Raw genomic sequence first — 22,162 nt, 5'->3', positions numbered from 1 at the left:
CGCACGCCGCTCCGCGGCCGTCGGCGTGTCGTGGACTCCCCGATTTCACAACCGGGCCGTAACGGGGCGGTGCATGCGAAAGGGACGCCCGCAGGCAGCGGCGCTTGAACCGACCATCCTAGTTCACGATCACCACCCGGGTTGCGCGCATGACCGTGCCCGCAATGACTCGAACGAAATAAAGTCCCGCCTCCAGTCCATCGGGCCGATCGCATGGAGACGCGACGTGCTGCCCTGCGGATATTGTCCCGAGGGTTCGCGACGCGACTCGTCGACCGGCCACGTCCAGCATTTCGATGTCAACAGCAGACTCGGCCTCGAGCGAAAACCTGACCGACAGTGGCCCGTCAGTCCAAGGATTTGGCCACACGGCTTCCGATAGGACTGCGGGAGGTCCTGTGCGCGGGACGCTCACCACAACACCCCCGAGCTGGCCAGTCGCCTGTATCCGCTGCGTATAGATATCGGTATTGAGAACGGATCCACTCCGGGTGTCCTGCCACACAACCACCGCACCGCCTGATCCCTCGAGCATCAACCTTGGTTGCTGTTGCTGATACGCCGCCGAGCAGACCGGCATGCCTGCGGTCGTCCAACCGGAGTCCGGATCGCCCGACTCAAGGATGTGCTGGGCATATATGTCGCTTGCCCCGCTTCCTTCATCCTCCCAGACAATCAAGGCTCCACCACGGCCATCCGCGACGAGCATGGGGTTACGTTGATTGCCGACGCGTGAACTGACACGCACTCCATCAACGATCCACTTCCCACCGTCTGGGCCCACCGCTTGTTGAGCGTAGATCTTCGTGTACACCCCGTCCCTGGCATCCATCCAGGCTACGATCGCATGCCCCGAGGCATCCCGACCAACCGTCACCGCAGTTTGATTGCCGGGCGCCGTACAGAGCGGTCGTCCATTCACAGGCCAGCCAGCCTCAATCGCGCCGATCGCCAGCACATGCGTCCCATAGACATCGGTCGTCACCCCGCCGCGCCCGTCCACCCAGGCGACAACCGCCCCGCCCGAGCCATCCCCCACCAGCGCGGATCCATACTGGCTCCCCGAAGCAGTACAGAGGGCCAACCCATTGACCGGCCACGAAGGGTCCACGACTCCCGAAACCAGGATGCGCTGCGCGTAGACATCGGCTTCGGTCCCACTTCGATAATCACTCCACACTACGACCGCTCCGCCGACCCCATCTGCCGCGATCTGAGCGGGCTGCTGGTTTCCAGTCGCTATACATATCGGGAGTCCCGACACCGGCCACAGCGGATCGATCGCACCATCCGCTTTGACATGCTGGGCATAGATATCGTAGTCAGCGCCATCGCGTAAATCGTACCACGTCACGAATACGCCTCCGGCACCATCCGCTGCGATCTCCGGGATGTACTGGCCGTTGGCTGCCGTGCACACGGCGAGCCCGTTCTGTGGCCATCCCGGATCCACCTGCCCTGGCGCGACGATGTGGCTCAGGTACACGTCCGCATTACCGGACCGGTTGTCCTGCCAACTGACGTACGCCCCACCCAGCCCATCTCCGACGATGCGACAGTTGAACTGCGTTCCAAGTGCGGTACAGATTGCGAGACCACCGGCAGGAATCCCGGGAGCAATGACACCCGACGCCAACACATGACTGACATAGATGTCGGCCCCGGTGGAGCTGCTCCGCTGATCGACCCAGGCAAAGTACGCCCCACCGACATCGTCCGATACGACTCCCGGCGATGTCTGATTGTTCGCGGCCGTGCACAGCGCAAGGTTCACGTTTGCACTGGTGGGCCACGCCGCGGCCACCGGAGATGGCCGCAGGGCCGCGCAGATCAGGATCACGCCAACGATAGCCAGAGCTCTTCTGGAGAGGCGCACGCGACCGCCTACTTTCTAAATATCATGGGTGGTTGAACATGACCAGATAAGGCTCGAACACATAGGTTCATGCGTTCCCAGCGGGCCTTCCGCTTGCCCTGTTCGCGGGGGCCGTCTCCATTCTGGGCCTTCCGACTTTCGAGTGGCTGAGAACGCAGGCGTGAGGGCCTGATAGGCTGGGCGCGGACCTGAACCGTGAGGGCGCGCGATGACCATCGACAGCCGGACGTTGTACGCGACGTTGCTGGGCCTGAAGGCACCGTGGGAGATCACGGACGTGGAGATGAAGCAGCCGCCGGGCGAGGTGCACATCCGCGTGGCGCTGCCCGCGGGCACGCTCTGGGTCTGCCCGCAGTGTGGCAGCGCGGCGCCGATCCACGACCACCAGGAGCGTACGTGGCGGCATCTGGACACCTGCCAGTTCCCCACGATCGTGCACGCGCGCGTGCCGCGCCTGAAGTGCTCGACGCATGGGATCAAGCAACTGCCGGTACCGTGGGCGGAAGTCGGCTCGCGGTTCACAGCGATGTTCGAGGCACTGGCGATCGACTGGCTGAAGCACGCGAGCACCCAGGCGGTGGCCAAGCAGCTGAGGGTCAGTTGGGCGGAGGCCGACGGCATCCTGCAGCGCGCGGTCGCGCGCGGGCTGAAGCGGCGCCAGCTCGAAGCGCCGCGCCATGTGGGCGTGGGCGAGACGAGCTTCCAGAAGCGGCACGAGTACGGCACGGTGGCCAGTGACTTGGAGCGCGGCGTCGTGGTGCACGTCGCCGACGATCGCGGCCGTGCGGCGCTGGATGGTTTCTGGACGAACCTGACGCCGGAGCAGCGGGAACAGGTCGAGGCGGTGTCGATGGACATGTGGGAACCGTACATTCAGTCGACGCGCGACCACCTGCCGGGGGCCGACGAGAAGATCGTGTTCGACAAGTTCCACGTCGCACAGCACCTCGGCAACGCCGTTGACCTGGTGCGGCGCCAGGACCACCGCGCCCGCATGGCTGAGGGCGACCCGATCCTGAAGGGGACCAAGTACCGCTGGCTCGAGAACCCGAAGGGCCGCGATGGGTCGCAGGCGCGCGCCTTCAACCTGCTGCGCGAGATCGCCACCCGTGTCGGCCGCGCGTGGGCGCTGCGCGAAGCCGCGATGGCGCTCTGGAGTCTGCACTACCCCGGCGTTGCGGACCGGAACTTTGCCGCCTGGTATCGCTGGGCGAGGCGCAGCCGGCTCGAGCCGATGCGCAAGGTGGCGGCGATGATCAAGCGCCACTGGGCGAACATCCGCACTTACTTCGTGCACCGGATCACCAACGCTGGGGCCGAGGCGATCAACGCGAAGATCCAATCCGCGAAGCGCCGTGCCTGTGGCTCTCGAAACCGTGAACGGTTCCGCGCCGCGGTCTACTTCCACTGCGGCGGGCTCGATCTCTACCCCGCCTGCGCGTGGCCAGGCGCATGATTCCAGCCACACCATTCTCGGAAGCCCCTTTATTCGGCAGGACTTGATGGCAGCCTCGCGTCCGAGATCACAGTCTGGCTGCCAGCAGACTGAGCATCAGCATTTGTGAGGTCATGAGGCTGACGGCCTCAGCTTGATCGCTCGGCGCTCGGGCGACTCTCACATCGAGCAATCCGAGACTTGGGTAGGACTCCGCTGCACGCGTGAAAGCCTCGCGTGCAGCCATTGCCTGTTCCCCATCCACACCACCGTTCGTCGCGACCACTTTGACAACCACCATGTGGTGTCTCCCGGCGAGCGCTGCCCGAAAGATGGCGGGTTCGTTTTCGGTGACGAATATTGACATGTGCTGACGTGCGACCTGGTCGGCTCGCAACTCAACGAGGCCTGCCAGGTATCCCGTGCCCATGCGGTGCACCGTGAGCTTGAGGCTGCTGCCGTCGCCAGCCCGCAACAGCGACCCGGTGCGATGGGAAGCGGATTCGGCGAGATACGCAGCAAGAACTCGCGACTCCGGCTGAAATAAGGCCCCACTGCTCACCGCGCAGGTCCGGCCATTTTCGACGCCCGGGGCGGTGCTCAGAGGCTGGTCGCTGACACCAAGGCCCTCCTCCTCCAGTGCGAAGAGCAGAACCTCCGTCGTGAACGACGAGCCCGCGTTTGGAAGTACTGCCACTGGGTATCGAGGTGGTCGCCACCCACCATCGCCGATACATGTCGTCCCACTAAACTTGCAGCTGACATCCTCATTGCACCATCGGGGCTCGCAGTTGGTCATGCCCGACTCACCCAAACCAGCGGAATAGCAAACGAAAGCGCACTGGTCGTTGACCAACTCCGTCTTGCACTCCCAGCATGCCATCGCAGGCGATGCGAGGCTCACCCGAGCAGCAACGCCGACGAAAATTCCCAGCATCCGCATGCTTACCCGCATAAAGGACCACGCGATACGGGCATGACTCCACGGAGTGCCCAACCCTCTCGGTCCCCGAGGACCGCCCGAGTCCGTTGGGACCGCGCACGGATGAGGCCGTGCGAGCGAACGTGCGCCTACTTTATCAGTTCGCACCCGGGCCGCGTCAACCGCCTTTTCGCGGGCGTGCGGGGCGCCGGCGTTCTCCGCCGGTTGACAGTCGCCGCGATCGGACGATGCTCCCTCCCGTCGCGTCCGCCACGGGCCGCTTCGAGTGCGGCCGTCGTCGCGATCGGGTTTCGCGGCGTGGCGTTGAGACGCGAGCTGGGCCGGGTGCATCACGTGATCGCACGTGCCGCGCTCGATACTCGCATCCGGGAGGAGTGGCTCGTGAAAAGAATCCTCGCAGTGGTGCTGATGATTTTCGCCGGCGCGTGGCTCGCCTCGTGCAGCACCGAAAAGGGTGCGGCGACAGCCGCGATCAAGACGGCCGAGACCGCGTGGGCGGCGGCGAAGGATCACGTCACGAAGATCCTGCCCGACGACGCGAAGTCCATGGACGCGGCGATCGCGGCCGCCAAGGCGAGCCTCGATGGCGACGACGCCCGGGCCGCGCTCGCGGCGGCGAAGGACCTGCCCGCGAAGATCCAGGCGCTCTCGGACGGGCTCGCGGCGAAGGAGACCGAACTGCGCGGCACGTGGGACACGCTGAACGCCGGGCTTCCGGGCATCGTCGCCTCCGTGCAGCAGCGCGTGGACGCGCTGTCCAAGTCGAAGAAGCTCCCCGCGGGACTCGACGCCGCCACCTTCGACGGCGTGAAGACCTCGCTCGCCGAGGCGACCCAGATGTGGACGCAGGCCCAGAGCGACCAGTCGAGCGGGAATCTCGGCGAGGCCGTGATCAAGGCGAACGGCGTCAAGGATCTGCTCGTCAAGGCGCTGACGGCCCTGAAGATGCCGGTTCCCGCCGCGCTCGCGTCCTGAAGCTGGCGACCGATTCCTCGCGACGGCGGCGGGCGTCCGGCCCGCCGCCGTCGCGGCTTCGGGCCCGCAGTGACGCGGAAGGCTCTCCGCGAACTCGACGGGTGCCGGCGGTTCGCGCGCGGGTCGCTCGCTTCGGGGAAGGCCGATGCGCCGCGCGAAAAGCAGCGAATCTGGAGGCGGCACCCGGATTCGAACCGGGGAATCGGTGGCAACTGGGAAATCCAGCGGGAGCACCGGAAGGCGCTGAGAGGGCCGTGGAGGGCCGTGTAGGCCGCGTTCCCGCGCTCCTGACTCGGAACATCTCCCGCGGGGCCAGTTGACGGTTTGGGGCGATACGGGGGCCTCTGGGACCTCTTCGCGCACGAAGTGCCGACCAGGGTGCTTCTGACAGCGGGCGCCCACCGCGTCCAAGGCCCACGCCCCGAGGATCAACTCACGTGAGGTCCTTCTGCGAGAGCAACTGGGCTGCGGAAAGGTCCCCCTCCGGCGTCAGGACGAGCACACTGCGCCGCTTCTTCCAGGCCAGCGCTCCCGTCCGCGCGAGGACAAACCGGGCCAGCGGCCGCGACTCGGTGATCCCGCCCCCGATCCATCCCACGACCTGACGGAGCGCGCGCACCTCGGCAGACGTGAGCTTGCGGCCCCGGGATCCACGAAGTAGGCCGGTGCACACCACACAAACGCCTTCCTTCATCGCGGCCTCACAGTGCAGCTGCCCGCAGACACCACACTCATGCGCCTCGCTGGCATCCATCTTCTTGCCGCAGGTGATGCACGGCCGGAGTCGCTCAAGCAGGAACTCCTTGCCGCTGATGTCGCTCGTGAACACCTCGTCCATGAGGACATGGCGACCTGTGGCGCCGCAGGTCCTTCCGAGGCCCGCTTGAGCCAGTCTGCCCGAAACGTCCGATGTGGTGAGCATGGACTTCAGCACGCGCACCTTGGTCACCGAGCATTCGCCCAGGTGCTCGGGCAGGACTCGCTTGCCGGACAGCTGGCAGGCTTGCAGGCACTCCTGCAGAACCCGCGATCCGCTCGCCTCACACGCGACTAACTGTTCGGGCAGGACGTGCTTGCCGGACCGCGCGCAGGCCTCCAGCTCGGCGGGCAGCGCCGGACGCCCGGTCGCCTCGCACTTGGTCGCCAGGGATTCGGCCACGCGCTTCCCAGAGCCAGCGGATGTCACCATCGCATCCCGCAACGTCATCCGGCCAGACTCCTGACAGCGCTCGAGCAGGGGTGCATACACCTTCTTGCCAGTGAACTCATCTTGCGCGAGTAGGCTCCTGCGCACTCGCTTGCCCGATGCGCTGCACGTGTCTAGGGCCGAGGGCGCGACCAGCGCACCACTGGCCTCACAAGTCTCCGACGCCTCGCGCAAGACCGTAGCGCCTGTCTCGGGGCATTCAATCACTAGGTTGGGATGGACCCGCGCCTGCGTGACGGAACACGTCTTCAGGAGCTCCGGCAGCAGCCGGCGGCCGCTCTTCTCGCAGGCAACGAGCTGAGAAGTGAGCACACGGTCGCCGCTTATGCTGCAGACTTCCAAGTTCTCGGCCAGCGTGCGCGTCCCCGTGCGGCTGCACGTCTGCAGGAGGCGTGCGAGAACCTGCCCGCCTGCTACGTCATCACGCGCGAGCAGCGACTGTCGCACAGTCGCGCCAGACGAGGCGCATGTTCCGACGGCACTCGGATGCACGAGAACGCCTGTCTCCTCGCACTTGGCAGCCGCGTTGGGAAGCAGCTTCAGATTCGTTTCCGGGCACGTCAGGAGAACTGCCGGCAGCACGCGCTTGCCGGTGACAGCGCAGGTCTCAAGCGCATTCGCGAGCGCGGCCTTCCCGGTGGCCTCACAAGCGGTCAGGAGCGAACCCCGAACACGCTTGCCCGTTGCCGCGCAGACCTGAAGACCCTCTGGCAGAACCTCGACTCCCGTGGCTTCGCACTTCTCGAACAGGCTGCCGAGCGCCTGCATGCCTGTCTCGGGGCAGACGCGGAGCAGCGAGTTACGCACGCGCTTGCGCGTCACCTCACATGTTCCGAGGTTCTTCTCCAACACTAGGGCGCCTGACGCCTCGCAACGTGCGAGGTGCTCGGTGCACACCTCGGCCCCACTCTCCGAACACACGCCGGTCTCGGTCACGGCGACGTTCGATCCGCACTCCGAACAGTTCCGCATCTCGTCCACGAGCCCGCGGGCATCGCTGCGATCGCTCTTGATGAGGTTCTGGGGGCGCGTGTGGCGGCCGCTGACGCTGCTGCGGCCCAGCAGGCGGCGCAAAACACGATCGCCTTCAACGACATCATCCTCCAGCAGCGCGGGATCGACTCGCTTGCCGGTGGCTTCGCAATAGCCGAGCTCGTCCGGAAGGAACACGCGACCGGACTCATCGCACAACGATTGCTCGCCCGGCAGCATGGGCTTGTTGGACAACGCACTCCGGACCATCTTCGTCCTGAGCCCGCGCTTGCCAGAAACCGCGCTCGGCTCTAGCAGGTCCATGCCTACGGTGCGTCCCGAGATCCCGTCGAGCGCGAGCTCGTCCACCGGCAGGGCACGGCCGCTCTCCTCACACTTCGCCGTCTCGTCCGCCATCACGTAGCGCCCACTGATCGGGCTGCGAACCATGTCTGCGCGCCTAGCGCGCCGGCCGGAAATCGCGCTGGCCTGGATCTCCTCCTCGAGCGCGACCGAGCCATCCTCGAGCACGGCCATGCACTCTGAGCAGGTGAAACGCCCACCCGCGATCTCCATCGCGTCCTCAAGGCAGACGGATCGCCTGCAGCCGTCGCACTTGCGCGAGTGCTCGTGGCAGGTGGTCTTCTCGCATAATGGGCAGACGAATAGCTGGTGCTTGCCCTTCAGGGTCGGAGCACACTCCCCGCAGATCTCGACCTCGCACCCGTCCACATGACAGACCTCAAAGGAGCTCGCGGGCGCGAGATGCCCGCTCGGACACGCGAAGACCGCTTCGCCGTCCACCAGTTCCTCGGGTGCCTTGACCCCCTCCACGATCACGCCCGAAATCGGCACGATCCGGAACTTCAGCGGATGGACCACTCGTTGGTCCGGGTGCTTTGCCTCGACCTCGACATCGGAAAGCGAGTAGACGAGCCCTTGGACACCCACGGGCGTGGCCTGTACGCGAGGGGCAAACCGAGCGCGAAGCACCTCCAGCGCTCCCTTGATGGCGGGGTCCGATCGGCCCAGCTTCTCAAGATGGCGGAGTTCGTCACCGGCAGCGACCGAGTTCTTGGGCTCGAGCGTTTCCAGCAGGTCACGGGCGCTACTGACCAGCCGCTCGCCATAGAAGGCCCGGAACTTCTGGAAGTTCGCGTCGCGTTCGAGGGCTTCGTTGGCACCGCTCGATGCGCGTGCGATCTCCCGCGAAAGCCGCTGGATTACCTCAGGGCTCGCGCGATTGAAGGACTCAGCGGAGGCACCGTTTCCAAGCGCTTCACTGCCCACCATCGTGACTACGCCGTGCTCAGGCGGCGAGGCGTCCACCTCGATGACACTCTCGTGACGATCTCCCTTGACCTCGATCGACGCCTTGACTGCAACCCGCGATGCGAGGCACGAGGTGGAGGCAGTCTCGCGTATCTCCCCGACTTGCAACCCCCACTGGGCGAGGTGCGACCTGACGGCCTCCTTGGCCCTGTCCCCCACCACGCCGGAGGTGTCGCACAGGTGATGAAGCGCTCCCTCACGAATATCGCGCGTTAGAGCCTCGAAGGCTGCTGTGCCCGGCAGGACAACACGATGTTCGGGTGACTGCTGGGCTGCGGGCCCGAAGCCCGTGCGCTCGAAGCGCATCTCCACCGTGCGATTGTTTCGGTCGCGGAACGAAATCGAGCCGTCCTCGGCGACCGTAATCGCCGCATGTATCCGGCGGAGGCAGCCGAGCACGACGTCACGTAGGGAAAGCCGCGGCTCAGAACGCTCGAGCCCCTCAAGCCGGGTCTGGCTATCCTTAGGGCGCAATGACGCCAGCATCGACTCATTCCGCTCCCTGACCTCTTGCAGCCGCTGCTCGGCATCGCGACGGCTTTGCTCCATTGCTGCAAAGTCTGCCTCGGTGTCCTTGGCCTCCAAGCTCTTGCGGATCAGCTCCATGAGCTTGGCCTCGAAGGTCTTGGTGCTGCCGTCTTCTTCGTCGTCAAACCCGAGACCGGCCAGCAGCTCCTCCATCTCGCCGATCGCCTGGGTGAAGAGCGCGAGCTTCTCCATGAGCCGGAGCACGACGTGTTCTTCGATCGTGTTCTTGAGGACGAGGTTGTAGACGATGACGTTCTTCGCCTTCTGGCCGAGGCGCTGGACGCGGCCGATGCGCTGTTCGATGAGCATCGGGTTCCAGGGCAGGTCGTAGTTGATGACGATGTTGCCAGCCTGCAGGTTCAAGCCCACTGCGCCCACGTCGCTGGCCAGCAGGATCGGGCGCTTCACTGGGTCGGCCATGAATTCGCGGATAGCGCGCTGATTCGCTTCCGCAGCGCCGCCCTGCATGACACCGATCTGCTCGGCGAACCCTGCCTCAGACAGCGCCGTCGCGAGGTGACGCAACGTCTCCAGCCTCATCGTGAACACGATGATGCGAGGGTTGCCCGCCTTCGATGCCTCCTCGACCAGCTTCACGACCGCTTGGACCTTTGCGGACTTCTGGATGGCGCGCCCCTCACGAGCAAGGGACATCAGAACGTCCCGGGACACAGGAGGAGGCGTCGGATCCTGCGCACGCTTCTCAAACGAAGCCGCAGCCGCCCAGGGGCTGCTCATCAGACCGCGGGCATACGCAATCTGAGTCAGCTTTGGGAACTTCATGATCGCAGCGAGTGCCTTCTCGATGTAGGCTGCCTCCTCGGGCGCTGGCTTGAGCCTGTGATCCTTCACCTCTCGGGTGGGGAACAACAGCTTCGTGTCGCGGCGTCGAGTACGCACAGTGGCGTCCGCGACGCGCTGGCGGAATTCCGCCTCGCGCCCCTTCACCAACCTGCGAGCGTCAGGGTCGGCAATGAACCGGGTCCGGAAGCGGTCCGGCTCGCCCAGTGGGTTCGGCAATGGCGCCTTGAGAATGTCGAGCTGGCTGTAGATGTCCCAGAGCCGGTTCTGAATCGGCGTCGCCGTGAGCATGATCACGAAGCGAGCGCCCTCGTTGTGCATGAGCTCACGGAACTTCACGGCGCGCTGCGGCGGATTGCTTGGGTAGAGGTTCTTGAGCTGGTGCGCCTCGTCGAGCACGAGCATGTCGAAGCCGCGGGCCCGGATCTTCGCCATCTTGCTACGGGCGGTGTCGTACGATGTGATCCAGTAGGGATAGGTCTTGAGATCCGTGAACTCGGTCCCGAAGGCTGCCCTGGCCTGGATGCGGAACTTGCTCTCGAGCTCTTCCTTCCACTGCTCTGCAAGGCCCTTCGGGCACACGATCAGAAGCGACTCGATATGGCCGCGGTGCAGGAGCTCGGTGGCGATCAGCCCCGCGGTAATGGTCTTGCCCAGTCCAACGTCGTCGGCAATCAGGCCTCGAGGTGCAAGCTGGCGGAAGAAGACGATGGCATTCTCGAGCTGATGGTCGTACGGCTTGACGTTGAGGTGCTCGAGTGACTCGAAGTCCTTGCCCGAGTTGATCTCGAGGGCAGAGGCCAGATCCCATTCGTGTGCGGCAAGGTGGAGCTGGTACTCGTCCGCGTCCTTGGCAGCCTTGGACGCGTTCTCCTTCAGCCACTCGCCGAAGTCGAGATGTGCAGATCCATTGCCGTCACCGGCCATGCGGGCCATGGGTTACCTCATCCACCTCGGAGGCGACGACAGGAGTTCAGCGCCTCGGTGCTCACGCGGGCCGTGCACGTTGGTCGCTACTCCTGAAGGCCCCAGCAGCTAGTCAGCGATCCTCCACATCCTACCCTGAATGAAGACTCCCGTATCAAGAGCTCTGCTCTTCTCGGCGTAAAGTTTGAAGATGATGCTGTCGTCGGTATTGTCTCTCAGGATGGTGCGGCTCCCCGGGGTCTCGTCGAAGAGTCTCCGATCCCCAACGGGTGAAGCCCCCAGTGCGTCGATTGTCTTCTCCAAGAGGGCCTCGCTCAGGATGTTTCTCGGGCGCTCCGCGTCGCTGAACAGGAGCGAGAGCCCGATACGCGCTGTCGCGGGGAATCTCACGCCTGCACGGTTTGCCGCCCCTACGGTCCGCTTGATCGCCTTCGCGAGGCCATCATTTCGGACTTCTGCCTCGAGCACCTGGAACTCAAGTGCACACTGGTAGGGGTGGATGCTGGGTTGCTCCGTCGCGGGACGCAGAGTGATCTCCACGCCTGCATCAGCGTCCGTCTCAACAAGCACCTTTGACGCAAGCACCCGGCGCACGAGTAGCGGCCCGTCGACCCATCGGAGGCTTGGCCGAACGGAGTTGCGACCGACGAGGAGCGCCGCCGATGTCGAGCTCTGAACAACCAGGGTGTCGAGGTCCCGGCCATTCGGGAAGGACGCTCCGCCGTAGTCCTTGGATCCCGCGTTGATCCTGAACGTGAACTGGAGCTCGATCGATCGTCGGATGGGGAGCGTCGCGTCCTCATGACCGCTCCACCTTCCAGCGACAACTTGCCTGCGCCAAGCATCCTCGGTTCGGCGATCTCCGTACGTCCTTGGCGTTCCGCGGACGGTTCCACGAATGACGAAGTCAGCTCCCATTGTCTGGGTCCGATCTTATGCCCCGTCAGCGAGTCTGCGCACAAGCCCGCACACGCTAACTACGCTCAACTGGCACCGCTGAAGTGCTGGCCAATGTGGCTGTGCGGCTCCTACTGCTCCATCGGGATCTCACCGTTCTCGATCAGGTTCCTGAGCTGCTCGCGGTCGAGCACCGGGACGACCTGCTCCCTGGCCAATGCGAGCTTGGCCGGGCCCGGGTCATCGCCGACACACAGGAACGCGAGATGCTTCGTGACCTTCGTCACGACCTTGAAGCCCGCCTGCTCTGTCTCCGAGGCAAGTAGCGCCTTCTCCTCGGCAGAGAAGCCGGTCAGGCAGACCTCTAGCCGCGGCGGCACCCGCGCGCCAACGTGCTTGTGAGTGTAGACCCACGCCCAACCATCGTGGTCGGACATGGTTTCGATCTGCTCCTTCGTGAACGGGCTCCGAGCGATCAAGATCCGTCTCAGCTTCTCGCTTGGCATGCGGCCTCCATCGTGTTCGAATCGCCCCCCCCTGCCTAGCCCCGTCTCATCGCATCGGGTGACGTCAGCAGCAGCAACGGGTGCATCAACCCCGAGTCCGTGACGTCCCGCGTTCGCCACGCATTGATCTCGAGACCGAACGCGCGGCAGCGCTTTGCAAAGGCCTCGAAGCGCATGCGCCGGTAGCGGCGAGGCATCTCCAGGAAGACGTACGAGCGACGCTTGCCGTTCTTCAGGGTTCGCCTCCTAACGTTGAGGACCCGTGCGTGCGGTGACACCCACGTTTCCTCCCCGTCGCGGAACATCTGGATCACGACGTCACCGACCCGAAACTCGCGGCTCCCACTCCAGCGAAAGTCCTCGACGTCCGACCGGCGCTTATGCTTGAGCAGTTGCTTGGCGCGGGCGCGCCCCTCTTCGATGAGGCTCGCATCCCTCGTGTCGTCGCGCCGTGGCACTAGCGCGGCAAGCATCACGCCGCGGCCTCGCTCTCTTGCTGCGGCAGGGTCACGCCCGTGCTTTGGGCCAGGCGTTCCCCGTGGGGGCCTGTACGCCGCGATGCACTTGGCCAGCCACTCGGGCTGTAGTGGCGAATGCAGGCGGGCCTCGAACCACGCGCGGACCGCCGCGACGGACCCACGGTCCTCGAGCAGCACGGCGGCTTCGTCGAGCACGTCGCGCGAGCGCCGGGTGAGATTGGCCGACCCGACGATGGCTTTGTGTCCGAGAAGGAATACCTTGGCGTGCAGTTCGTCGCTCGTGTAGACGGTGACCCCGCGACGCTGCAATCGTTTCACTTCCCGGGGGTCGATGCTCCCGCTGCGGCAGTTTGCGAGAGTCAGCGCGCAGAAGAGGACATCACAGCGGCGAAAGTGAAGTGCCTTCGCGACTCCCGAGGTCAGGTAGGGCGTGGCGACGAAACGCCTTCCCCGAGCGGACTTCGCTGTCTGTGAGATCTGCTTCCAAAGTTGGCGGCCCGACAGGAACACGATCACCTCCGCGACGCACGCCCGAAGGCAGCACTCATTTCCCGGGCTTGTTGCGCCCCTTTCCTTCTCGACGTCTCTCCCGTCGTTCGCTCTTCGGCGGCCGGATCGAGCGGCCGAGCCACTCGATTGCGCCGTCGGTCGACGTCCATGCCGCCAGCAGCACGCTCGTAGCGATGCGCGCCTCGTCGTCCGAGCCAATCCGGTAGAAGTCTGGCACCGGGCCTTCCATAGAGGCGCGGCCGGTCAGGTACTTCGGCACGTAGGCGTTTCGCCGAATCGCCGCGTCGAGCTTTGCCTGCGCGGCGGACCCGACGCCGCTGCGCCGGAACTCGAGCAGGGCGCGCGCGAAGCCGAGCATTGCGGACGCGTCGTCGTCGTACTTCGCCAGCATGTCCTCGGCTTCGGCGTCGCGACGCGCCTCGAGCAGTCGCGGAACGAGCAGGTCGCGCACGCCCAGGTTGTCTCCCGGGCACAGCCTGAGCAGGTCGAGCCAGTGCGCAATCGCCTCATCGCGCTCGCCCGCGTCCCAGAGCGCTCCCGCGAGGCCGCTGCGCGCGCGCATGTACGGCCGGGTTTCGAGGATGCCCCAGAAGTGGCCCACGTCTTCGGCGAACGGCTTGGGGCCGAGCGCCCGTTCCGCGGCCGCGACGGCGTTCCTGTAGAGTTCGCGGCGCCGGTCGAGATTCGGCATCTGCTCGGCCTGCAGCACCCACGCCTCGGCACAATCCGGCCACAACCGCAGCGCCTCGCGCGCGAGCTTGATGCGCATTCGGCCGCGCTCCTCGAACGCGCGGTCGACCAACTCCTGCGCCCTGCCCTGCGGAGTGCGCGCGGGTGTGTGCTTGGGCCGCTTGCCAACCTGTGTCGCCAGGAAGGCGTTCATCTCCTCTTCGGACTTGAACTCACGGCTGGCCATCATCTGCTGGAGATCTCGAAGCGTTTGCTCCATGACGCGGCGGTCAGGAAGTTCGCCGGCAGGATCGGGTCCACGCCGACGCGCGCCGGCCTTTGCCTCGAGGACCGCCGGCAGCGACAACTCGACGGCAAGGGGCCCTTCGATCGTTTCGACGGCCTTGGTCCAGCGACCGCTGTCGAGCTCGTCCTCGGTGGTGGCGGCCAGCGCACGCATCAGTGCCTCGACGAACGCGAGGTGTACGGCGCTGGCGGACCTCGCGCTCCCGTTGGGCAGGTGGCACACGAGCGAGGGGTAGCCGCGATCGCCAGCGATCGGCAGGTCGTGCTCCTCCCAGAGCTCCGAGTCGGCGATCGGCCAGTCCACGATCTCGTCGAAACTCATGATCCAGAGGCCCGCCGCGGCGATCTTCGGATCGAACGGTTCGGACTGCTTGAACCGCTCAAAGGCGGCCTTTGAGGGAAAGAACCCCAGCCCGCGCTCGATCCCGCCGGCGCCCAGCACATTGAAGCAACCGAGTCCCTTCGGCGCCGCGGGGCTCTCGACCAAGATCAGGTCGTCGTCGGTGAGGAAGTTCCATGGCGCGGCGCGGTGGAACTCGACCGCTGAGTCGGCAAACGCGCGCAGGCACTCGAGGTCGACCCCGGGCTCAAAGAACCGCGCCGAGGCCGCCTTGCCGCCGACGTGCCGCATCATGTCGGCGATCACCTCGTCCAGGGCTTCGAGGCGTTCAACGACTTCGACCTCGATGCCGCAACTGGCGAGGTCGGCGCGCACCGCGTCGGCCAACTGCGGGTCGCGCACCTCGATCCTCTGTGGTCGATAGCCAATGCTCCGGTTCACCGCGAGCTGCGCGACGGCGGCGATTGCCGGCGGCCCCAACGGGTCGCCGGGCGTACACACGTCGCCATTCCCCAGCTTCTCGGCCGCCGCGCTGTGGCAGAGCGCGATCAGGGGACGGAACGGCTTGCCGCGCTCCTCGGTGACCCACGACGGCATGCGCGCGAAGCCGAGCTGCCAGACATCGCGGCGCGATGGCAGGGTCTTGAGGCGCTCGAGGCTGAGCGAAGCGATTCGCGGGGCATCAGGTGGAGTGACCATGGAGGCACCCTAGGATTCGCACTGGAGGCGGTCAATAGACCGTGGGATACTCCGAGGCCGGATTGGGGCTCTGAGCGACGCGTGCGAAGAAGTCCGAGCCGGTGCTCAAGTGAAGTGAAGTAGTCGTGCATCTGCGCTGCTCCTTCAAGCCGCTCCACTCGCAGGCGGCTACTTGCGCCCCGGCGGCGACAGATCGATGCGCAACTCCAGCGCGCAGCGCTCGAGCTCGTGCTCCGGAACGTGCGCCCGCAGGTACGCCAGAAGATCTTCCTGCCGAGGCTGCCCGAACACCATCCGGTAAACCGCCAAGGAACGAAGCAGGTCGTCAATCCGGGAGTGCTCGCGGCTCAGGGGCATCGCAGGGACGTGCCGCTCGATCTTCGCGCCACCCTCGACCGGGTACACCCAGTAGGGAACGAGGTCCCCCACCCCGATCGCCCGCTGGGCTTCCGCCTCATCGAACATCCGCTTCCAAACATCGCCGCTCGGTGTGCGGGAGAGCGCGCCGGCGTGGCGCAGTGCGACGTTGCGGCGCACGGCATGACTCTTGTAGCGATGCACCCGGCCCTCGCGCTGCTCGAGGTCGACCGGGTTCGCGGGCAGGTTCCAGTGCACGACGGCGTGGCAATACGGGTGGAAGTCGAGGCCCTCCTGCCCAACCGAGGTGCTGACCAGCACGAACGGGCGGAACGGGGAGTTGAATGCCGCCCTGACCTGGCTGGCGCGCACCGGACGCCGCTCGTCCTGCTGCGGCTCATCCCCGTAGCGAAGCGCGTAGTGGCAGCGGAGGTTCTGGGGGGTCAGGTAGACGCGATCCCCATTCACAACGATGCCGTCAGGCTTCACCAACGACGTCCGCAGCTCGAGCGCGGAGCACATCTCGTCTTTCAGCCGGCTGAGGCCACTCTTCCGCGCGTCGCTCGCGGTGCTCAGGGCGTCGCGCAGGACATGCACGTACTCATCCAGAACCGCCTGGATGCAACCGCTTGCGGAGTACTCAAGGGCGCGCAGCCAGTAGGGCTCCTCCACGTTCAGGCTGCGGACCAGGGCCATCACTTCGGGCTGGTTGAACAGGGATCTGAAGGCCCACCCGACGCGCGCGGAAGCGTCACGGAGCGCGTGGTCGCCGGTGTCTGCGCGTCGGTCGGTCCGTTCCAGCGCCCTGAATGCGGCTACGCCCGGCGCCCCAAACGCCACCTTCGCGAGCACCTGGGCCAGGTCGCGTGGCTGCGCCCCCAAGTCGGCAGGGTTCTCGATTAGTTCTCGAACTTCGTCCAAGTGGTCCTGCCAGGCGGTGCGATCGCCGTCCTCGTCCTCGACTAGTTCACCGCTCCAAGTCACCGTGAGGTCCTGCCTACCCCACCACGCGCGGAGAGCTTGCTCGCGTTCGTCGAGATCCATCAGGATCGGCGCCGCCCAGTACCACTTCGGATCCTCGTCGCCCTTGCTGCGCGCCGGGCTACCCAGCTTGCGCAACCTCGGCGCAATGCGCTCCGCAGCCCAGGAGAGGGCTTCGTCGAGGGTGCCGAGCTCGCCGTTCGCTCGCGAGGCAGCGAACTCCAGAGGATCGGCCAGTTCCGCCAGCGCGCTCGACGGGTAGATCAGCGCCAGTACAGGCATCCCCGTCAGACGTCCTTCGCTTCGCGCGAAACGCAGCAGGCCCCGCATGCGCTTGCGGTCGGCGGGTCGATTGCGGATCTCCGGGTCCAACGCCTGCATCGTGCGCCGTTCGACCTCGTACGACAGCAATGACGCCGTGGCCCGCGGAGCGACTCGCCATGCCGAGAAGATCAACTTCTTCGTGAATCGATGGACACCTTGGTCGCCGAAGGGTCCCTCGAGTCGCGTGTACGGAAGCGACGGAGGCACCCAGGCGAGCCTCCAACCGCCAGAGTCGATCGCATCGCGAAGCAGCCAGCGCAGCCTCGGGTTTGCGCCGTCGAGCTCGGAGTAGCGTTTGATCTCCCTCAGTGGCAGCAGGCCGGCGGAGCCTCCCGCGAGCGCGCCGGCGAGCTCCGGCGCCGGTCGTCGAATGCGCTCGTGGAATGCCTTCTTCAGCTTGTACTCGTCCATGAAGTTCAGCAGGTACGGCGCCGACTTCCAGTACTCGATCGTGTCGGGTTGCTGGAGCTCGCGCGCGACCCGCTGCATCGCGAGGTACCCGTGCAGGTCTCGCGAGCGCAGCTCCATCGCCGGCGAGGGGAGCTGGGCGAGCATCCCGTCGCGATCCGCCGACACTGCCAGCCGTTCGGTACGTGCTATGACCCTGCGAAGCGAGGCTTCCAACGCGCGCTTGAGTCGTGGCAGCTCCCCGCCCTGGCCCTGGCCCAGCCGCAGGAGGCCTGCGCGGAAGTCCGCCAGCAGCTGCTCGAACCCCACATGCTTCGCCGGGTCGTTAACGAGGAATTTGATGGTCTCGAGGAAGTCGCGGTAGTGATCGTCGTCGGCCGTCTCACGCGCCAGTGTGTACATCTTGTACGGCGTCGCCGAGAGCAGAAGTACCTTGGCGCGCGTCTGACTGCCGCCGTACGTGAAGAGCTCGTGGGCAAGTCGGCCCGCATCGTCCTGCGGGTCCAGCAAGTGCTTGAAGCGCTGAAACTCGTCCAGGATGATGACGTCCGGTTGCAGGGCGCGCACACCGGTGGCGGCAAGGACGGCACGCAACGTACCCACGATGTTGTTGCGCTCCCTGCGCTCTTCCTCGGTCCAACGCCGCAGCCGCCCTCCCATCGCCCTTGCCAGGGTCCCGAATCGTTCCTTGAGTCGCCGACGCCCGGCTGTGACTTCGCCCCGGTCGTGCCGTATGAGGGCCTTTCGGAACTGCGCGGCGAGCTTCTCGTCGATCTGGAACTCTGGATCGCGATTCGCCTCATTAAGCTGATGGACGAAGCGCCGCGGGTCCACGTTGCCGGCGAGCAGGCGGCGAGAGCCGCGGCTCCGGATTCCCCATGCTTTGCGCAGCATGAGGAAGAGCAGCACGCGCCCGCTCCAAAGGCCGAGGCTCGTGGCATGATCGAAAGACGTGGCCGGCGTGAAGGACACGTAGTTGATTCGGTTGCGGCGCAGCTTGTTCAGCTCAACCGCCATCATCGTGAGCCGCGTGGCCCTGATGAACTCCGCCCCGCGGCCGAGCTGGAGCCGGCCCACATTCTGGCGTGCGATGTCGGCGTTCGAGCAGATGTAAACGATGTCGATTCGCCGGACCTTGTCCCGTAGGTGCTCGATAGCTCGCGCGATGACGCCGCGGGCGACAAGCGTCTTGCCGAGCCCGACCTCGTCTGCCACGAGGAACCGGTCTGTGGTCTCAGGGTCGGTGTAGAAGCGGCGGAACACGTAGTCCACGGTGTCTCGCTGGAAGCTCTTGAGCTGAGCAAGCACCTGGCGCGTGTCGGGAATCCGCTGGCGGCTCATCCGTGAAGCTCCTGATGCGCCGCCCAAATCGGGCCCCAGACCTCGTCGAACCCCTCGGGCAAGAGGTCTTCGCCCGCGGCCCCGGTCTTCAGCTCCCGAATGGTCCGTTCCAGACCTTTCAGACGCTCGGGCTCGCGGTCCAGGGCGCGCACAAGTGCTTCGAAGAGCGTGACGTCCCCCCCGAAGCCAAGGGCCTCGGCCGCTGCGCCACCGAGTCCCAGGCGTTCGCTGAGTCCGTCGGCGACCAGGTTCTCCCCCGACAGCATCATGAGCAACAACGCCAGGACCTGCTCGCGGTTCTTGAGGAGCCGACGGAGCAGTTCGGCCGCACGGTCCGGCGGCTCTCCCTGCAGCGGTAGGTTAAAGACGAACGACTGCGCGGCCGACGCCCTTCGAACCTTGACCCTGATCGTGAACGCAAAGAACGACGTCAGCGCCGGCGCGGACAGATGGAATTGGGCGGGCTCTGCCCTCTCCAACTCGAACGGACGCGCGCCGGTCTCTTCGGGCAGCGTGATGGGCCGACAGGCGACTTCTGCTTCCACCTTGGGCCGAAGCAGGCCGTGGCTCGCGCAAGCCAACGTCACCCTGAACGCGTCGCCGTCGGGCTCGCAGCGGGCGACCAGGCCCAATTGCGCAATCTGGTCACGGATATCCTCGAGCGCTGCTTCCGCACGACGCTGATCTTCGTCGACTTCGTCACGTTCGTCGGCCTTGAACTCTTGCAGAAGCGATCGAAGTCCCGTCCGCTGGTCACCCAGCAGGGCGTCGTGACCGAAGTCCCGCCTCGCCCCTCGCAACTCAACAAGGAACTCGACGTTCCGATCGAAGGCGGCCGTCGTCGCGTTGGCGGAACCAACATAGAGGCTGGCCTCCATACCCCGCTCCAGACTGAAGACCTTGGCGTGGAGGCCCGCGGGCGGGGCGCTCGCGCCGTCGGTGGTGTCGTCGACCTCGTCCTCGAGCAGATCCAGCTCAGGGCGCAGCGACCAGACGCCCTCGGCCTCCTTGAGGACGCTTGGGGGCAGTGCGGAGAGTTCTTCTGACCGCCCGATCAGCGAAAACCGGTCCGTCATCTGGCCGAGACGTTTCAAGCAGCCCGTATTGACGAACGGCGAGATGACGAGCGCGCGGTCCGCGTTTGCCGGAAACGGCCACCGAGCCTCAGGCTTGTGCCCGATCGGGTGGAAGATGAACCGATCGCAACCGGGGGGCTTCTCGAAGCTGACCGTCCGCAGTTCCCGGACCACTCCCGCCACCGTACGCCGCAGGTCGACGGACACCGGGCGGGCTGCGAGCCTCGGTAGCGCAGCCACAAACTCCGCGAGCGGCGTGTTGCCGGCAATGTGGCGCCCCGGCTGCGCAGCACCCTCAAGCGTCAGCAACACGTCCCAGGAGCGGTCGAAAGTCAGATTCCGACTCGAGACCAGCACGCGATAGCGCACGGGCGCATCGTGGCTGGCGAATCGGAGCACCCAAAGCTTGGGATGGAATACGCCGCTGCTGCCAGGAGCGCGCACCTCGACGATCGAACCCTCCAGCTGCTGGAAGAGCGGCTGGTGCCGCGCCGGCACCGCGATCCGTCCCTGTTGGCAGAACACGTGGAGATGTTCGGCGTGGGACCGGATGGCATGCAGGAGCGCCACGGGGTCACGCGAAGGGATTCCTTCCGAATCCTCTGCATCGAAGAACGTGAACGCGAGCGGAGCGGTGAGCAGCGAGAGCAGGTCGAGCGAATAGCTCGTGGCGATTGCGCGCGTCAGGGAATAGCCCTCGGGAGGCCTGAGCGCGTCGAGCAACTGCGCGCGATCGTCCGGGCTCAGCACGTGCGGCTCATTGGGCAAGCGCCTCGAGGATCTCGCGGACCATGGTCTGCACCGGATCACCCCAGCGGTAGTCCATCTGACCGGTGCCCGAGGCACCTCGCCAGAGTTCGAGCTGACGTGGATTCGAAAGGCGCGCCAGATGGCCCTTGAGGGCCTGTTCACGGTCGGCAATCAGCCTGCGTGCTCGCTCGCTGCGCGCAACGCTCCCAGGCCCGGCCATCGCCAAGGTATGCCACTGCTCAATGAAGACCCGTGTGCGATCCCGGAATCGCGGATTGCCGTTTCGGACGTGCTGCCAGAACTCGCGAAGCTCCCAGCGATCATGGGCTGCGCGCCGGCGTGCGATCTGGCCGGACCACTCGCCCAGCCGACCCGTGTAGTCCGCCTCGAGTTCAGAGTCCCCGCGCTTCTGTGCGAGCAGCAGGTTGTAGAGTAGCGCTGCTCCAAGCATGAGCTCGGAGAAACACCGCGCGTGCTCGAGGAGATCGCGGGCGGCGACCGGCAACGACCGGGCCCGCGGCGCATCCCACGGGAACCCCACCTGGTCATCGGGAGCCTCCGCCTGCACCCAGTGTGCGAAGGCAGAGCTCGGAGCAGCCGTCACGATTCGCTCCCGCAGGTAGTCAGCTTCCCGGCCCGTCAGGTCGAGCGTGACGTCGCGCGGGAATGCCTTCGGCGCGGGCGGAAGCCCCGGATGCCAGTGGCCCTCGTACCCTCCCAGAATGGGCTCGCGGCTGTCGTCGAGCAGCGCCTGAACCATCTGTGCCTGCCCGTCCAGGACGCGATGCAGCCGGTCCACTGATCCGGCGAATCTACGGATGCGCAGGCGCCCGAGCCCCTGCCAGTAGATGGCGCTGGGAAGCCGGCGCAGCCTCGAGCGCGCCTCGCGTCCGATGTTCCCCGGCACGTCGCCGATCGCGTCGATGAGACGAACTGCGATCTCGCGCGCCAGCTTGGCCGCGCTGTCCGCGCGCCGCGAACGCTCGACGATCTGATAGGTCCACGGGATGAAGAGGAAGTAGCGCGCGCGCGTCTGGATCGTGCTCGTGCCCGGGAACAGCTGATCGGCGAGCGAGTCGCGTACCGTCCCCAGCCCGAGCTCGTCGACCGTGCCCGGCTCAGCGAGCAGGCGAATCGCCTCAAGGGCGCGACGGTGTTCTCGCGATGACGTGTCGAGCCAGGAGAGAGAGGACATGATCGAGCGCCAGGTGGCACTTGCTTGACCACGCCAGCGCGATCAGCTCGTCCCCTCGAATGAAAGCTCATCCGGGCATTGGGCGCGGGCGAGGTGGGCGCTCTCGCGAGCGCCGACAGCACCATCTCTCGCTACAACACTGCTCGGTTCAGGGCTCGGTTTCGTTCGCCTGCATGGCGGCAAATGCAGCGTAAACCGTTGCATCACATAGATTTGGAGGCGGCACCCGGATTCGAACCGGGGAATAAGGGTTTTGCAGACCCTCGCCTTACCACTTGGCTATGCCGCCATCCACGTTAAGTGCTCGCGCGGAGCGTGTGGGACGCGC

At 65.8% G+C, this 22,162-nt stretch carries 12 protein-coding genes and 1 tRNA gene; 2 read left to right on the top strand and 11 right to left on the bottom strand.

The window, feature by feature from the left end:
• Positions 1-118 precede the first annotated feature (118 nt).
• Positions 119-1,876, bottom strand: coding sequence for a T9SS type A sorting domain-containing protein (locus IT347_09660; GenBank protein MCC6349840.1), 1,758 nt, complete (start codon positions 1,874-1,876; stop codon positions 119-121).
• A gap of 214 nt (positions 1,877-2,090) precedes the next feature.
• Between IT347_09660 and IT347_09655 the strand changes: the two genes are divergently transcribed.
• The gene (locus IT347_09655; GenBank protein MCC6349839.1) at positions 2,091-3,332 is read left to right on the top strand and encodes an ISL3 family transposase; all 1,242 of its coding nucleotides are present in this window, start codon (positions 2,091-2,093) and stop codon (positions 3,330-3,332) included.
• Positions 3,333-3,399: 67 nt separating this feature from the next.
• Here the strand turns inward: IT347_09655 and IT347_09650 are convergent, their stop codons facing one another.
• Entirely contained in the window at positions 3,400-4,008 is a 609-nt protein-coding gene (locus IT347_09650) for a hypothetical protein (protein MCC6349838.1), read from the bottom strand.
• 627 nt (positions 4,009-4,635) lie between these two features.
• On the opposite strand from IT347_09650, the gene IT347_09645 reads away from it, so the two are divergent.
• On the top strand, positions 4,636-5,229 hold the full coding sequence (locus IT347_09645; protein ID MCC6349837.1) for a hypothetical protein: 594 nt from the start codon (positions 4,636-4,638) through the stop codon (positions 5,227-5,229).
• A 433-nt stretch (positions 5,230-5,662) separates the two neighbouring features.
• Here IT347_09645 and IT347_09640 read toward each other — a convergent pair whose 3' ends face one another.
• The 9 genes from IT347_09640 to IT347_09600 form a co-directional block, all read right to left on the bottom strand.
• Entirely contained in the window at positions 5,663-11,005 is a 5,343-nt protein-coding gene (locus IT347_09640) for a DEAD/DEAH box helicase family protein (GenBank protein MCC6349836.1), read from the bottom strand.
• Between the two features lie 99 nt (positions 11,006-11,104).
• Positions 11,105-11,914 carry a hypothetical protein gene (locus IT347_09635; GenBank protein MCC6349835.1) on the bottom strand — a complete coding sequence of 270 codons (810 nt, stop codon included), beginning with the start codon at positions 11,912-11,914 and terminating at the stop codon, positions 11,105-11,107.
• A gap of 110 nt (positions 11,915-12,024) precedes the next feature.
• Complete coding sequence (locus tag IT347_09630; protein MCC6349834.1) at positions 12,025-12,399, bottom strand: hypothetical protein; 375 nt, start codon at positions 12,397-12,399, stop codon at positions 12,025-12,027.
• A 35-nt stretch (positions 12,400-12,434) separates the two neighbouring features.
• Positions 12,435-13,388: a phospholipase D family protein gene (locus tag IT347_09625; GenBank protein MCC6349833.1), complete on the bottom strand. Its 954-nt coding sequence runs from the start codon at positions 13,386-13,388 to the stop codon at positions 12,435-12,437.
• 34 nt (positions 13,389-13,422) lie between these two features.
• Entirely contained in the window at positions 13,423-15,402 is a 1,980-nt protein-coding gene (locus IT347_09620; GenBank protein MCC6349832.1) for a hypothetical protein, read from the bottom strand.
• 168 nt (positions 15,403-15,570) lie between these two features.
• Positions 15,571-18,813, bottom strand: a complete 3,243-nt coding sequence (locus IT347_09615; GenBank protein MCC6349831.1) for a DEAD/DEAH box helicase — start codon at positions 18,811-18,813, stop codon at positions 15,571-15,573.
• Complete coding sequence (locus tag IT347_09610; protein MCC6349830.1) at positions 18,810-20,639, bottom strand: phospholipase D family protein; 1,830 nt, start codon at positions 20,637-20,639, stop codon at positions 18,810-18,812. Before IT347_09610 ends, IT347_09615 begins: the two co-directional genes overlap by 4 nt.
• A gap of 7 nt (positions 20,640-20,646) precedes the next feature.
• Complete coding sequence (locus IT347_09605; protein MCC6349829.1) at positions 20,647-21,834, bottom strand: hypothetical protein; 1,188 nt, start codon at positions 21,832-21,834, stop codon at positions 20,647-20,649.
• Between the two features lie 214 nt (positions 21,835-22,048).
• Positions 22,049-22,123: transfer RNA gene (locus IT347_09600), tRNA-Cys, on the bottom strand.
• Positions 22,124-22,162: the final 39 nt, after the last annotated feature.

Source organism: Candidatus Eisenbacteria bacterium, from assembly GCA_020847735.1.
In the GTDB taxonomy this organism is placed as follows: Bacteria; Eisenbacteria; RBG-16-71-46; order RBG-16-71-46; family RBG-16-71-46; genus CAIXRL01.
Note: the sequence above shows the minus strand (reverse complement) of the source record. Positions and strands in the feature narration are given on the sequence as shown.